At 62.0% G+C, this 14872-nt stretch carries 11 protein-coding genes; 5 read left to right on the top strand and 6 right to left on the bottom strand.

The window, feature by feature from the left end:
- Positions 1 to 55 precede the first annotated feature (55 nt).
- Together qseB and qseC are read left to right on the top strand one after the other, a co-directional pair.
- Complete coding sequence (gene qseB / locus AC2CGI_RS16575; RefSeq protein WP_004937550.1) at positions 56 to 718, top strand: quorum sensing response regulator transcription factor QseB; 663 nt, start codon at positions 56 to 58, stop codon at positions 716 to 718.
- Positions 715 to 2073 (top strand): quorum sensing histidine kinase QseC, encoded by a 1359-nt coding sequence (gene qseC / locus AC2CGI_RS16570; protein ID WP_076740982.1) that lies wholly within the window; start codon positions 715 to 717, stop codon positions 2071 to 2073. The genes qseB and qseC overlap by 4 nt, the downstream gene beginning before the upstream one ends.
- A 5-nt stretch (positions 2074 to 2078) precedes the next feature.
- Here the strand turns inward: qseC and folK are convergent, their stop codons facing one another.
- The 6 genes from folK to thpR form a co-directional block, all read right to left on the bottom strand.
- Complete coding sequence (gene folK / locus AC2CGI_RS16565) at positions 2079 to 2579, bottom strand: 2-amino-4-hydroxy-6-hydroxymethyldihydropteridine diphosphokinase (protein WP_004937558.1); 501 nt, start codon at positions 2577 to 2579, stop codon at positions 2079 to 2081.
- Positions 2579 to 4126, bottom strand: coding sequence for a polynucleotide adenylyltransferase PcnB (gene pcnB, locus AC2CGI_RS16560; protein ID WP_071591451.1), 1548 nt, complete (start codon positions 4124 to 4126; stop codon positions 2579 to 2581). Before pcnB ends, folK begins: the two co-directional genes overlap by 1 nt.
- Positions 4127 to 4187: 61 nt before the next feature.
- Positions 4188 to 5099, bottom strand: coding sequence for a tRNA glutamyl-Q(34) synthetase GluQRS (gene gluQRS, locus AC2CGI_RS16555; protein ID WP_004937564.1), 912 nt, complete (start codon positions 5097 to 5099; stop codon positions 4188 to 4190).
- A 195-nt stretch (positions 5100 to 5294) separates the two neighbouring features.
- On the bottom strand, positions 5295 to 5750 hold the full coding sequence (dksA, locus tag AC2CGI_RS16550; protein WP_004937569.1) for an RNA polymerase-binding protein DksA: 456 nt from the start codon (positions 5748 to 5750) through the stop codon (positions 5295 to 5297).
- Positions 5751 to 5933: 183 nt separating this feature from the next.
- Positions 5934 to 6641, bottom strand: coding sequence for a DNA/RNA nuclease SfsA (gene sfsA, locus AC2CGI_RS16545; protein ID WP_076740981.1), 708 nt, complete (start codon positions 6639 to 6641; stop codon positions 5934 to 5936).
- Positions 6638 to 7180 (bottom strand): RNA 2',3'-cyclic phosphodiesterase, encoded by a 543-nt coding sequence (thpR, locus tag AC2CGI_RS16540; RefSeq protein WP_021504743.1) that lies wholly within the window; start codon positions 7178 to 7180, stop codon positions 6638 to 6640. The genes sfsA and thpR overlap by 4 nt, the downstream gene beginning before the upstream one ends.
- Before the next feature lie 190 nt (positions 7181 to 7370).
- On the opposite strand from thpR, the gene hrpB reads away from it, so the two are divergent.
- The 3 genes from hrpB (at position 7371) to fhuA (ending at position 14864) form a co-directional block, all read left to right on the top strand.
- On the top strand, positions 7371 to 9809 hold the full coding sequence (gene hrpB, locus AC2CGI_RS16535) for an ATP-dependent helicase HrpB (protein ID WP_175628162.1): 2439 nt from the start codon (positions 7371 to 7373) through the stop codon (positions 9807 to 9809).
- 118 nt (positions 9810 to 9927) lie between these two features.
- On the top strand, positions 9928 to 12420 hold the full coding sequence (gene mrcB / locus AC2CGI_RS16530; RefSeq protein WP_015379021.1) for a bifunctional glycosyl transferase/transpeptidase: 2493 nt from the start codon (positions 9928 to 9930) through the stop codon (positions 12418 to 12420).
- Positions 12421 to 12671: 251 nt separating this feature from the next.
- On the top strand, positions 12672 to 14864 hold the full coding sequence (gene fhuA / locus AC2CGI_RS16525) for a ferrichrome porin FhuA (protein WP_015379020.1): 2193 nt from the start codon (positions 12672 to 12674) through the stop codon (positions 14862 to 14864).
- The last annotated feature ends 8 nt before the right edge of the window (positions 14865 to 14872 follow it).

Genomic DNA, 14872 nt, shown 5'->3' with positions numbered 1-14872 from the left:
AGCGGTTCTTAAGAACCTTGTGGTGCAATGGCGCCAAGACTCAAAAGGGATACTCATGCGAATTCTGTTGATCGAAGATGACAAACTGATCGGGGACGGCATCAAGGCCGGGCTGACCAAACTCGGCTTCAATCTGGACTGGTTCACCGACGGCGCCGTCGGCAAAAATGCGCTGGACAGCGCGCCGTACGACGCGGTGATCCTCGATCTCAGCCTGCCGGGCCTCGACGGCCTGGATCTGCTGCGCCAGTGGCGCCAGGCCGGGCAGGACGTGCCGGTATTGATCCTCACCGCCCGCGATGCGCTGGAGCAGCGGGTCAGCGGGCTGCAAAGCGGCGCCGACGATTATCTGTGCAAGCCGTTCGCGCTGGCCGAAGTGGCGGCGCGCCTGCAGGCGCTGATCCGCCGTCGCCACGGCCAACTGATGCCGCAGCTGACGCACGGCAACGTGGTGTTCGACAGCGCCACCCGCAGCGTGAGCTGCAACGGCGAACCGGTGACGCTGACGCCGCGCGAATTGGCGGTGCTGGAGCTGTTTTTGCACAACAAAGGGCGGGTGCTGGCGCGGCCGTTGATTCAGGAGAAACTGTACAACTGGGACGACGAGGTGAGCAGTAACGCGGTGGAGGTGCATATTCACCACCTGCGGCGCAAGCTGGGCAACGGCTTCATCCGTACCATCCACGGCGTGGGTTACACGCTGGGGGATGCGCCGTGAAGCGTCTCAGCCTGCGGCTGCGTCTGATCCTGATCTTCAGCCTGCTGGCGCTGCTGACCTGGTGCACCGCCAGCGTGGTGGCCTGGGTGATGTCGCGCAACACCATCAACGAAGTGTTCGACACCCAGCAGATGCTGTTCGCCAAACGGCTGGCGACCGCCAACCTCGGCGATCTGTTGGCCGATGAAAGCGCGCGCAGCCTGCCGAAAACCAAGAAGCTGGTGCATCACGGCAAGCGCGGCGAACAGGACGACGACGCGCTGGCGTTCGCCATCTTCGATCGCCAGGGCAAGATGCTGCTCAACGACGGCGAGAACGGTGCCGACTTCCTGTTTGACGGGGAGCGTGAAGGTTTTACCGACGGCGAACGCAAAGGCGATGACGACAGTTGGCGCCTGGTATGGTTGACCAGCCCGGACGGGCGCTACCGCATCGTGGTCGGCCAGGAGTGGGACTACCGGCGCGATATGGCGCTGGGCATGGTGACCGGCCAACTGGTGCCCTGGCTGGCGACGCTGCCGGTGCTGATGCTGCTGATCGCGCTGATGGTCGGGCGCGAGCTGCGGCCGCTGCGCGCGGTGGCGGCCGGTTTGCGCCGGCGCGCGCCCGATGATGCGACGCCGTTGGACGCGTGCCAGGTGCCGACCGAGGTGCGCCCACTGGTGGATGCGCTCAACGCGCTGTTCGCCCGCATCAACGCTTTACTGGTGCGGGAGCGGCGTTTCACCTCCGATGCCGCGCACGAATTGCGCAGCCCGCTGGCGGCATTGCGGGTGCAGACCGAAGTGGTGCAGTTGGCGGGGGACGATGCGCCGATGCGCGAGCATGCGCTGGACAATCTGACGGTCGGCATCGATCGCGCCACCCGGCTGGTGGATCAGCTGCTCACGCTGTCGCGGCTGGATTCGCTGTCGGATCTGGCCGAACTGGCGCCGATCGACTGGAACAATCTGGTGACGATGACCCTAGCGGAACAGGACCGGCAGGCGCATGCGGCGGGCGTGACGCTACGCTATGAACATCGGGGAACGCCGCCGCCGCGTCAGGGAGAAACCTTGCTGCTGTCGCTGCTGTTGCGCAATCTGCTGGACAACGCGGTGCGCTATACCCCGCAGGGCGGCGTCGTCACCGTGACGTTGAGCGAACGTTCGCTGACGGTGGAGGACGACGGTCCGGGTGTCACCACGGAGCATCTGGCGCGGCTCGGAGAGCGCTTCTATCGCCCGCCGGGGCAGGAACAGACCGGCAGCGGGCTGGGGCTTTCGATCGTACAGCGTATTGCCGGCTTGCATGGTTTACAGATCAGTTTCGCCAATCGCCCGGCGGGGGGATTTGTCGCGCGGTTGGCGCTGTAGGCGGGTCAGGATTTCGGTTTTGGCGAGTGCCACAGCGCCATGCCGTTTTCCGGCACGCGCTTGAGGCAGCTGGCGAGCGGTTCGCCATCGGGGAAAATCAGATCGGGGGCGATTTCCGCCAGCGGGTAGAGCATGAATTCGCGCTCTTTCAGGCCGTAATGCGGCACCGTCAGGCGATCGGTATGGATCACCTTGTCGCCGTACAGCATGATGTCCAGATCGAGCGTGCGCGGCCCCCAGCGTTCATCCTTGCGCACGCGCCCCTGATTGCGTTCTATCGCCTGGGTATGGTCGAGCAGCTGTTCGGGCGGCAACAGGGTATCCAGCGCCACCACCGCATTGAGAAAGTCCGGCTGGTTTTGCGGCCCCAGCGGCTTGGTGCGGTAAAACGAAGAACAGGTGACCAGCCGGGTGCGCGGGAGATGCTCCAGCGCCTCCAGCGCGGCGTTAACCTGTTGCAGCGGCTGCGCCAGGTTGCTGCCCAGCGCGATATAAACGCGGATCATTATGCCCCTTCTTTACGCGGTGCCCGGCGGCGAGGGCGGCGTTGGCGCGCGCGGCGCGGCGCCGGATCGTCACCCAGGGTGCTCAGCATGGCTTTCTGCCGCGCCGGCGTGGCGTCCTGGAACTCGCCCCACCACTCGGCCAGACGCAACATTTCCTGATTGTCTTCCACTTCCGCACGCAGCGCCAGCAAATCATAGGCGGCGCGGAATTTCGGATGCTCCATCAGTTTGTGCGCGCGTTTGCCCTGGCGGCGGGACAGGCGCAGCTGCAGCTGCCAGATATCGCGCACCAGCGTGGTGATGCGTTTCGGGATGGCCAGCGAGCGGCACTGCTCGTCGAGCACGTCGTTCATCGCCAGCGCGAAGGCGTCGTAGTAGGCCAGGCCGCTTTCCTGCGCCAGCTTCTGCGCATGCTCCAGCAGCGGGTACCACAGCATGGCGGCGAACAGGAACGCCGGGTTGACGCGCATGTCGTTCTGCAGACGGTGATCGGTGTTCTTCAGCACCTGCACCAGAATGCGCTCCATCGGCGTATCGTGGTTCGGCGTGAAGTTACGGGCGATCAGCGGGAACAGCGGTTGGAACAGCTGGTATTCGCACAGCTTCAGGTAGGTCTGGAAACCGTAACCCGCCTGCAGCAGCTTGAGGGATTCTTCGAACAGGCGCGCCGGTGGGATCTCATGCAGCAGCGAAGCCAGACGCGGGATCGGCTCGGCGGTCTCTTCGCTGATGCGCATGTCCAGCTTGGCGGCGAAGCGCACCGCGCGCAGCATACGCACCGGATCTTCGCGGTAGCGGGTTTCCGGATCGCCGATCAGGCGGATCACGCCTTGCTTCAGATCGTTCAGGCCGCCGACGTAATCGCGCAGGGTGAAATCCGCCACGCCGTAGTACAGGCTGTTGATGGTGAAATCACGGCGCTGGGCGTCTTCCTCGATCGAACCGAAGATATTGTCGCGCAGCAGCATGCCGTTTTGCGCCTGCTGGGAGGAATTCTTGTCGGATTCCTGATTCTGTTCGTGGTGACCGCGGAAGGTGGCCACTTCGATGATCTCCGGCCCGAACATCACGTGCGCCAGGCGGAAACGGCGGCCGACCAGGCGGCAGTTGCGGAACAGCTTGCGCACTTGCTCCGGCGTGGCGTTGGTGGTGATGTCGAAGTCTTTCGGCTTTTTGCCGAGCAACAGATCGCGCACCCCGCCGCCGACCAGATAAGCCTCGTAGCCGGACTTGTTCAGGCGATAAAGCACTTTCAGCGCATTCTCGCTGATGTCTTTACGGGAGATCGAGTGCTGTTCGCGCGGGATCACGGTCATCGAGTCGTTGCTCTCGGCGATAGGAAAAGGCGGACGCTTGCGCGGCGTTGAGCGGCGGGCAGGGGCGTTGCTGCCGTTATCGGCGGCGCGCGGCTGCGGCGCAGGGCGGCTTGGCGCCGCGGCACGCTCTTCGCGGACTACGTTTTTATCGCCGGCCGCCGCGTCGTCGCGGGGCAGCTTGTCATCGCGGGTCAGTACCTTACGACAGAAGTTGGCTACTCGGGTAAAAATGGTACACCTCGATAGTGACTGATAAAAATGGAGCTAACAAAAAATAGCGGCTAATCATAGCTCACCATGGCTCCTTTGAGAATGCCGGCGTGTTTTCATCCAGAGGGATAGCCTCCTGACGCGGCACGTTTTCCAACCGCCAGTGTTCGATCGCCCAGCTCAATAATAATGGCAGGTCAAGATCTTGCCAGCTTTCCGGCAGCGGTTGGCGCAGAAATTTCAGCGCGGCGATCAGCACCGGGCGCGGATCGCCGGCGGGCAACGCCGGCGCATGATTTTGCTTCGACAGCTTGATGCCGTTGGCGCCCAGAGCCAGCGGCAGATGCACATAGGCGGGCACCGGCGCCTGCAGCTGGCGGTAGAGGGCAATTTGGCGCACCGTCGGTTCGATCAGATCGGCGCCGCGGACAATCTCGGTCACGCCCTGAAAATGGTCGTCGATCACCACCGCCAGGTTGTAGGCGAACAGCCCATCGCGGCGGCGAATGATAAAGTCTTCCCCCGCCAGCGCCGGATCGGCGTGCAATTCTCCCTGCAGGCGATCGTGGAACCGGTAAACGGGGGCGGTCTGACGCAAGCGGATAGCGGCACCCTGCGGGCCGAGCTGCAAATCGCGGCAGTGGCCGTCGTACAATCCGCCGATGTGCTGGATGCGGCTGCGGGTGCAGGTGCAGTAATAGCTGAGCCCCTGGCGCTGCAACAGATCCAGCGCGGCGCGATAGGCGTCGTGACGTTGGGATTGATAGATGACCTGGCCGTCCCAGTGGAGACCATAATGTTCCAGCGCAGACAGGATGCGAGCGGCGGCGCCGGGGACTTCGCGCGGCGGGTCGATATCTTCGATGCGAACCAGCCACTGCCCGCGTTGGGCGCGAGCCTGAAGGTAGCTTCCCAGAGCGGCAATCAGCGAACCGAAATGCAGATCCCCGGAAGGCGATGGGGCAAAGCGCCCCACATAATGACTTTCTTGCATATCAGAGGGGAGAGGTTCCCTTTTCTCTGTGCGGCGCACGCGGGTGCGCACGCCGCAGCGATAACATACTCGTTATGCTTGAAACTGCATCTGTGTTAGCTGCGCCTGCTTACCCGAATCACTTACTTGAGTAAGCTCATCGGGATGCGCATTCTTGCCGCCTTGATGCAGCTCCAATCATGTAGAGTAGCGGTATTAGCCGGCCATCTGCTTTTCGCGGATCTCAGCCAGCGTCTTGCAGTCGATGCACAGATCGGCGGTCGGACGCGCTTCGAGGCGACGAATACCGATCTCCACGCCACAAGATTCGCAGTAGCCGAAATCATCGTCTTCCACTTTCTTCAGCGTTTTCTCGATCTTTTTGATCAGTTTGCGTTCACGGTCACGGTTACGCAGTTCAAGGCTGAACTCTTCTTCCTGAGTGGCACGGTCGGCCGGATCAGGGAAGTTGGCTGCCTCTTCTTGCATATGCGATACAGTACGGTCCACTTCGTCCCTGAGCTGGTTGCGCCACGCTTCAAGAATGCGCTTGAAATGCGACAACTGGGCGTCGTTCATGTACTCTTCGCCCGGCTTCTCTTGGTACGGCTCCACCCCAGCGATGGCGAGAATGCTCAAGGACGAGGTTTTACGGTTTTGCCCTTCTTGCATGTTGCTTCTCCTACATACACACGCACTATCGAATCCCCAATGCGGGGGAAAAACAGGCCGCTATAAATAACAGAAGGAAGGTAGGTTGGCAATTATTCCTGTCGCCCGCTTGACAATCGTGTGAAGGAGGGCGTATTTGGCGATCGTGCTGGCCGGTTGTCTATTTATAGGGACCCGACTGCGCTAATCGATAAAAAACGGCAGCTTATCGCAGAGATAAATACCGTCAGGTGATAACTTTGCCCCGTAGCAAACCACTTCCACTCCCAACTGCCGGACCTGTGCCAACAGCGCCGCATAGCGCTCATCTACATGATGTGCCGGTGCGACCTGCTCAATACCGCTGTGTAACACGGCAAAGAACAACACCGCCCGTTGCCCGCTTTCAACCACGCTGAGCAACTCACGCAGGTGCTTTTGCCCTCTGAGCGTTACCGCATCAGGAAAGTAACCACGTTGTTGTTGCAGTAATGTGACTGACTTAACTTCAATATAGCAGTTAACCCGATTTTCTGCCTGTAATAACAAATCGATACGGCTGTTTTCACCGCCGTATTTCACCTCGCCGCTGATTTTACTGTAACCGGATAATTCATTGATTAAATTATGTTCAATCGCCTCGCGCACCAGCGCGTTGGCGCGCAGGGTATTGACGCAGATCCAGTGCCCCTGTTGGGTATGGGTCAACTCCCAACTGTGGGCGTATTTGCGCTTGGGATTGTCCGAGGTGGAGTACCAAACGGTGTCGCCGGGCGTGGCGCAGCCGGTCATGGCGCCGGTATTGGCGCAGTGCAGCGTAAAGGTTTCCCCTTCCGGGGTGATCACGTCCGCCAGAAAGCGTTTGTAACGTTTGATCAGCGTAGCGGAACGCAGCGGTGGAGAGAAAATCATGCGGATGCCTGTTTGGCCAGCGGCCACTGTTCGAGGTGTTGATAGCGGGTGCGGCCGTTTTCGAACACCGACTCATATAAGGAAAAGGCGTCGGCGCTGAACGCCCAGCCCGGCGTCGCCGGCGGGATCGCCACCGGCTGAGTGGCGGCGCGCAGCAGCGTGATGTGCGGATGGAACGGCAGCGCGCTTTGATGGCAGCCGCTGCGTGCGGCCTGCGAACGCAGCAGCTCGGCCAGCTGCAGCAGCCCGCGCGGCGCGCGGCGGGTGCCGAGCCAGACCACGCCGGGGCGCGGCCAATGGCCGAGATCGTCGAGCCGCATGCTGAAGCCGGGTTGCACGATACGGCCGGCCAGTTTGCGCAGCGCCAGTTCTTTCTGCGCGCTGACCTCGCCGAGAAACGCCAGCGTCAGGTGCAAATTGGCCGCCGCCACCGGCCGGCCGGCCTCCGGCGCAAACGCCTCGGCGCGCCAGCGGATCACCTGCTGTTGCAGGGCGTCAGGCAAGGACAGGGCGAAAAACAGGCGGCGCGAATTGGACATAAGGACTCGGCAAATGCATGACAAAACGGTCGGGAACAGCGGTAAACGTTACTGGCAGCGGCCCCGCGAGCGGCGCGGCGCACGAATGAGCTCCGTACTATAGCTAACGCCGCCGCAGTTTGAAAGGTTACGGGGACAAAGCTAATGCTACACTGTACGCCGTTTAACGCTAACCACTACGGAGAATTCAGTGTCTTCATTGCCCGTCAGCGCGGTGCTCGATGAGTTGCTGGCTGCGCTGCAGTCTGCCCCGCAGGTGCTGTTGCACGCCCCGACCGGCGCCGGTAAATCCACCTGGTTGCCGCTGCAGATCCTGGCTAAGGCCGGGTTGCCGGGGCGCATTATCATGTTGGAGCCGCGGCGGCTGGCGGCGAAAAACGTCGCCTATCGCCTGGCGCAGCAACTGGGGGAGGAGCCTGGTCAGACCGTGGGCTACCGCATGCGCGCCGAAAGCAAAAGCGGGCCGCAGACTCGGCTGGAAGTGGTGACGGAAGGCATTCTCACCCGCATGCTGCAGCAGGATGCTGAGCTGCAGGGCGTGTCGTTGGTGATCCTCGATGAGTTCCATGAACGCAGCCTGCAGGCCGATTTGGCGCTGGCGTTGCTGCTCGACGTGCAGCAAGGGCTGCGCGACGATCTGAAGCTGCTGATCATGTCGGCCACCTTGGATAACGCTCGCCTGTCGCAGTTGCTGCCGGAAGCGCCGGTAGTGGTGTCCGAGGGGAGCAGTTTCCCGGTTGAACGCCTGTATCAGCCGTTGGCCAGCCATCAGCGGCTGGAGGACGGCGTAGCGGCGGCGGTGAAGCGGTTGCTGGCCGAACAGCCGGGATCTTTGCTGCTGTTCCTGCCGGGCGTGGCGGAGATCAATCGGGTGCTGGAGCGATTGACCGGCGAGGTGGCGAGCGATACCGATCTTTGCCCGCTGTATGGTGCCTTGCCTCTGGCGCAACAGCAAAAAGCGATTCAGCCGGCGGCGCCTGGCCGCCGCAAGGTGGTGCTGGCGACCAACATCGCCGAAACCAGCCTGACGATCGAGGGCATTCGGCTGGTGGTGGACAGCGGCCTGGAGCGCGTGGCGCGTTACGACGTGCGCAACGGTTTGACACGGCTGGCGACACAGCGCATCAGTCAGGCCTCGATGGTACAGCGTGCCGGGCGCGCCGGGCGCCTGGAGCCGGGCCTTTGCTGGCATCTGTTCGCCAAAGAACAGGCGGAACGCGCGGCGGAACATGCCGAACCGGATATTTTACAGAGCGATCTCACCGGCTTCTGGCTCGAACTGTTGCAGTGGGGTTGCCACGATCCGGCGCAGCTGACCTGGCTTGATGCGCCGCCGGCGGCGGCATTGGCGGCGGCCAGGGCGTTGCTGCGTCGGTTGGGGGCTACGGATGACGGCGACAAACTCACCGCGCCGGGGCGCCAGATGGCCGCGTTGGGATGCGAGCCGCGGCTGGCGGCGATGCTGGTCGCCGGCGCGACGCTGAGCGCCGACGGCCTGGCGACGGCCGCGTTGCTGGCGGCATTGCTGGAAGAACCGCCGCGCGGCGGGCAGATGGATATCGGTTATTGGCTGAGCCGCCCGCAGCCGAACTGGCGGCAGCGCGCCGCGCAGTTGGCCAAACGCCTGCCGCAACGTGCGGGGCAAGTCGACGTCGAGTTGGCACCGCACCTGTTGGCGTCGGCATTTGCCGATCGCATCGCCCAGCGCCGTGGCCAGGACGGTCGCTACTTGCTGGCTAACGGCATGGGGGCGGCGATGAACCAGGATGAGGCGCTGTCGCGCGCGCCCTGGCTGATCGTCCCCAGCCTGTTGCAGGGCCACAACAGCCCCGATGCGCGTATCCTGTTGGCGTTGCCGGTGGACATCGAAGCGCTGGCGGCGCAGCTGCCGGCGATGGTCATGCAGCGCACGGCGGTGGAATGGGATGAAGAGAAGGGCACGCTGCGCGCCTGGAAGCGCCAGCAGATCGGCCGTCTGACGCTGCGCGCTCAGCCGCTGGCCAAGCCGGCGGACGAAGAGCTGCAGCAGGCGCTGCTCGATTGGGTGCGCGCGCAGGGGCTGGCGGTGCTCAACTGGGAGGGCGCCGCCGAACAATTGCGGGTGCGCCTGCAGTGCGCGCAAGCCTGGCTGCCGGAGGCGGAGTGGCCGGCGATGGATGAAGAGCCGCTGCTGGCGGCGCTGGATCAGTGGCTGCTGCCGTCGCTGAACGGCGTGCGCGATCTGCGCGGCTTGAAGCAGGTCAACCTCGCCGAGGCGTTGTCCCGCCTGCTGGACTGGCAGCAAAAGCAGCGGCTGGATAATGCGCTACCCACTCATTACACTGTGCCGACCGGCAGCCGCCTGCCGATCCGTTATGAGGCCGGCAAACCGCCGGCGCTGGCGGTGCGTTTGCAGGAGATGTTCGGCGAGCAGCGCAGCCCGATGTTGGCGGAGGGTCGCATCCCGGTGGTGCTTGAGTTACTCTCACCGGCGCACCGGCCGTTGCAAATCACCGGCGATCTGGCGGCCTTCTGGCAAGGCGCCTACCGCGAGGTGCAAAAAGAGATGAAGGGCCGCTACCCGAAACACGTGTGGCCGGACGATCCGGCCACGGCGGTACCGACGCGCCGAACGAAGAAATATCAGTAGGTCGCGATCATTCAAGGTTTGGAATTCAGATGTTTCTTCTGGTCAGCGCTGCGGCGTCGGCACAGATTAAGCGACTAATCATGGCCGGCAGTGTCGGCAAGCTCGGAGAACAACAGCCATGGCTGGGGATGACCGCGAGCCCATCGGGCGCAAAGGAAAACAACCAAAAAGCACCGCGTCGCGCAAGCCGCCGCGCCGTCGCCGAGACGACGATTATGACGATTACGAAGAAGACGAGTATGACGATGATGAGTATGAAGAGGAGGAGGAACGCATGCCGCGTAAGGTAAAAGCGACTCCGCCGCGTAAAAAACGCCGCTGGCTCGGCCTGATTATCAAACTGATCCTGGTGCTCGCCGTCCTGTTGGCGATCTACGGCGTCTATTTGGATTCCCAGATCCGCAGCCGCATCGACGGCAAAGTCTGGCAATTGCCGGCGGCGGTGTACGGCCGCATGGTCAACCTGGAACCGGGCATGCCGTACAGCAAGAAGGAGATGGTCAACCTGCTGGAAGGCATGCAGTACCGTCAGGTCAGCCGCATGACGCGTCCGGGCGAGTTTACCGTACAGGCCAACAGCATCGAGATGCTGCGCCGCCCGTTCGACTTCCCGGATGGTAAAGAAGGGCAGATCCGCGCCCGCCTCGATTTCCAGAACAACCGCCTGGCGAAGATCGAAAACCTGGACAGCGGCCGCAGCTTCGGCTTCTTCCGCCTCGATCCGCGTCTTATCACCATGCTGCAGTCGCCGAACGGTGAACAGCGCCTGTTCGTGCCGCGCTCCGGTTTCCCGGATCTGTTGGTGGATACGCTGATCGCCACGGAAGACCGCCACTTCTATGAGCATGACGGCATCAGCCCGTACTCCATCGGCCGCGCGGTGCTGGCCAACCTGACCGCCGGCCGCGCGGTGCAGGGCGGCAGTACCCTGACGCAGCAGCTGGTGAAGAACCTGTTCCTGACCAACGAACGTTCGCTGTGGCGTAAGGCCAACGAAGCCTATATGGCGCTGTTGGTCGATTACCGTTACAGCAAGGATCGCATTCTGGAGCTGTATCTGAACGAGGTGTATCTCGGCCAGAGCGGCAGCGACCAGATCCGCGGCTTCCCGCTGGCCAGCCTGTATTACTTTGGCCGCCCGGTGGACGAGCTGAGCCTCGATCAGCAGGCGCTGCTGGTCGGCATGGTCAAGGGCGCGTCGCTGTACAACCCGTGGCGTAACCCGAAACTGGCGCTGGAACGCCGCAACCTGGTGCTCAAACTGCTGCAGAACCAGGGTGTGATCGACGGCGAGCTGTATGACATGCTGAGCGCGCGTCCGCTGGGCGTACAGCCGAAAGGCGGCGTCATTACGCCACAGCCGGCGTTTATGCAGATGGTGCGTCAGGAACTGCAAACCAGGCTGGGCGATAAGGTCAATGACCTGTCCGGCGTGAAGATCTTCACCACGCTGGATCCGGTGTCGCAAGACGCGGCGGAAAAAGCGGTCGAAGACGGCATCCCGGCGCTGCGCGCCGCGCGTCACCTGCAGGATCTGGAAGCGGCGATGGTGATTGTCGATCGCTTCAGCGGTGAAGTGCGCGCCATGGTCGGCGGCGCCAACCCGCAGTTCGCCGGTTTCAACCGCGCCATGCAGGCGCGCCGTCTGGTCGGCTCGTTGGCCAAGCCGCCGACGTATCTGACCGCGCTGTCCGAACCGGATAAATACCGCCTCAACACCTGGCTGGCGGATGCGCCGCTGTCGCTGAAACAGCCGAACGGCGCCGTCTGGCAGCCGAACAACTATGATCGCAAATTCCGCGGTCAGGTGATGCTGGTGGATGCGTTGGCCAACTCGCTGAACGTGCCGACAGTGAACCTCGGCCTGTCGGTCGGGCTGGATCAGATCAGCGCCACGCTGCAACGCCTGGGCATCCCGAAAGCGGAGATCAACCCGGTGCCTTCGATGCTGCTGGGGGCGATCGGCCTGACGCCGATGGAAGTGGCGCAGGAGTACCAGACCATCGCCAGCGGCGGTAACCGTGCGCCGCTGTCGGCGGTGCGTTCGGTGATCGCCGAAGACGGCACGGTGCTGTACCAGAGCTTCCCGCAGGCGGAGCGCATGGTGCCGGCGCAGGCCGCTTACCTGACGCTGTACGCGATGCAGCAGGGCGTGGCGCGCGGGACCTCCCGATCGCTGTCGGTGAAGTTCCCGAACTACAACCTGGCGGCGAAAACCGGTACCACTAACGATCTACGCGACAGCTGGTTCGCCGGCATCGACGGCAAGGAAGTGGCGATCGCCTGGGTCGGGCGCGATAACAACGGCCCGGCCAAGCTGACCGGCGCCAACGGCGCGTTGACCCTGTATCGCCGCTATCTGGAAAACCAGACGCCGCTGCCGCTGATGCTGCAGCCGCCGGAAGGCATTAACCAGATGAGCATCGACTCCGCCGGCAACTTTATCTGCGGCGGCGGCAGTTGGCGCACCATCCCGGTCTGGACCGACAATCCGCAGGGATTGTGCCAGGCCAGCCAGGCGGCGGTGCAGCAACAGCAACAACCGGCGGCGGGTGAGCAAAAAGATGGCGATGGCGTCGCCGGCTGGATCAAGGATATGTTCGGCCAGTAATCGCTACCGGGGCGTCGGCCCCGGTGAAAGTTTTTTCTTTGTTATTAAGCCCGTAACCTTGGTTGCGGGCTTTTTTATTTTTCCGCTCGTTTTATTTCCCTGTTAACTGCAAGGCTAAGCGCCTAATCCTTAACCTATTTGCCCTATGAATTCGGCTTGCAGTTTAATTTGGCTTCTGCATAAAATGCGACGCTTATAATAATTATTATCGTTTACATTCGTCATTTAATAATTCATCAGAGAAATAAATCATGCTGACCAAGCGTCTTTCATCATCCGCGGCCAAGCAGGGCCGTCTCCCCGTCAACGCGTTAGCGATCACCGTCGCTGCGGCGTTGGGCACGCTGGCGATGCCGGCTTTTTCCGCCGACGCCAAGCCGGCCGCCAAGGAAGACACGATTACCGTTGTGGGCGGTAGCAACACCGCCCAGCAGGAAAGCGCCTGGGGGCCGGTCGGCACCTATGTCGCCAAGCGCAGCGCCACCGGCACCAAAACCGATACGCCGATCGAGAAGAACCCGCAGTCCGTTTCCGTGGTAACGCGTGAAGAGATGGACATGCGCCAGCCGGATACGGTGAAGGGCGCACTGGCCTATGCGCCGGGCGTATTCGCCAGCCGTGGCAGCTCCACGACCTATGACGCGGTGGCAATCCGCGGCTTCCCGGCCACCAACACCACCCAGTATCTGGATGGCCTGCGGTTGCTGGGCGACAACTACAGCGAAGCGTCCATCGATCCTTATTTCCTCGAGCGTGCCGAGCTGCTGCGCGGCCCGGTCTCGGTGCTGTACGGCAAAAGCAACCCGGGCGGTTTGGTCTCGATGGTCAGCAAGCGGCCAACCACCGAGCCGCTGCGCGAAATCCAGTTCAAGATGGGCAGCGACAACCTGTTCCAGACCGGTTTCGATTTCAGCGACGCGCTGGACGATCAGGGCATCTATTCCTATCGCCTGACCGGCCTGGCGAAAGACAGCGATACGCAGCAAAACATGAGCAAAGAGAAGCGCTATGCGATCGCGCCGTCCTTTAGCTGGCGCCCGGATGACAAAACCAACTTCACGCTGCTGGCCAACATTCAAAACGATCCCTATACCGGTTATTACGGCTGGCTGCCGAAGCAGGGCACGCTGATCCCGTTGCCGGACGGCAGCAAACTGCCGACCGATTTCAACGAAGGCGAAGCCAGCAACTATATGGCGCGCAAGCAGCGGATGATTGGGTACAGTTTCGAACACGCCTTCAACGATACCTGGGCGGTGCGCCAGAACCTGCGTTATATGCAGGTGGACACCGATATGAAGAGCATCTACGGATTTGGCTTGTCATCACCGACGACGATCAATCGCGCTTATGTTCAGTCGAAAGAGCACCTGAACAATTTTGCGGTTGATACTCAGGCGCAGGCGAAGGTGAAAACCGGCGATATCGACCATACGCTGTTGTTTGGCGTAGATTATTCGCGTATGCGCAACGATATCAATTCCGACTATGGTTCCGCAGACGGCCTGAGCATGACCCAGCCGCAGTATGGCAATGATGTGGTCAACATCAACTTCCCATACAAGTATTTGAACCGTCAGGAGCAAACCGGCCTGTATGTGCAGGAGCAAGGGGAGTGGAACCAGTGGCTGTTGACGCTGGGCGGGCGCTATGACTGGGCGAAAACGTCGGCCAATAACCGCGTTCTCGGGTACACCAACGAACGCTCCGATGGGCAGTTTACCTGGCGCGGCGGATTGAATTACCTGTTCGACAACGGCGTGACGCCGTATTTCAGCTACAGCGAGTCGTTTGAACCGACCCTCGATACGTCAATCAACGGCCAGACCTTTAAGCCCTCGATCGGCAAGCAGTATGAAGCCGGTGTGAAATACGTGCCGAAGGATCGCCCAATCGTGTTGACCGGCGCCCTGTATCAGCTGACCAAGAACAACAACCTGACGCCGGATCCGGATAACGCGCAGTTCAGCGTGCAGAGCGGCGAGATCCGTTCGCGCGGCGTGGAGCTGGAAGCCAAGGCGGCGTTGAATGCCAACGTCAACCTGATCGCCTCCTATACCTATACCGATGCGAAGTACACCAAGGACAATACCTATCAGGGCAAACCGACCGTCGAGGTGCCGAAACATATGGCGTCGCTGTGGGCGGATTATACCTTCCACGAAACGGCGGTGAGCGGTCTGACGCTGGGTTCCGGCGTGCGTTACGTCGGCTCCAGCTCGAGCTTCAACAGCGATAACTCCACCTTCAAAGTGCCGGACTACACGCTGGTGGACGCGACCATTAAATACGATCTGGCGCGCTTTGGCCTGCCGGGTTCGTCCGTGGGCGTCAACATCAACAACCTGTTCGACAAGACCTACGTGTCGAGCTGCTACCGCGACTACGCCTGCTACTGGGGCGCAGAACGCCAGGTGGTCGCCACCGCAACCTTCCGTTTCTAACCGGATAG

It is taken from the genome of Serratia sp. LSHTC3 (genome assembly GCF_057197125.1).
Note: the sequence above shows the minus strand (reverse complement) of the source record. Positions and strands in the feature narration are given on the sequence as shown.

Coding starts and splice junctions, on each gene's coding strand:
- fhuA (WP_015379020.1), top strand. CDS start 12,672: ATGCTGACCAAGCGTCTTTCATCATCCGCGGCCAAGCAGGGCCGTCTC.
- folK (WP_004937558.1), bottom strand. CDS start 2,579: ATGATCCGCGTTTATATCGCGCTGGGCAGCAACCTGGCGCAGCCGCTG.
- gluQRS (WP_004937564.1), bottom strand. CDS start 5,099: ATGCAAGAAAGTCATTATGTGGGGCGCTTTGCCCCATCGCCTTCCGGG.
- dksA (WP_004937569.1), bottom strand. CDS start 5,750: ATGCAAGAAGGGCAAAACCGTAAAACCTCGTCCTTGAGCATTCTCGCC.
- sfsA (WP_076740981.1), bottom strand. CDS start 6,641: ATGATTTTCTCTCCACCGCTGCGTTCCGCTACGCTGATCAAACGTTAC.
- mrcB (WP_015379021.1), top strand. CDS start 9,928: ATGGCTGGGGATGACCGCGAGCCCATCGGGCGCAAAGGAAAACAACCA.
- thpR (WP_021504743.1), bottom strand. CDS start 7,180: ATGTCCAATTCGCGCCGCCTGTTTTTCGCCCTGTCCTTGCCTGACGCC.
- qseB (WP_004937550.1), top strand. CDS start 56: ATGCGAATTCTGTTGATCGAAGATGACAAACTGATCGGGGACGGCATC.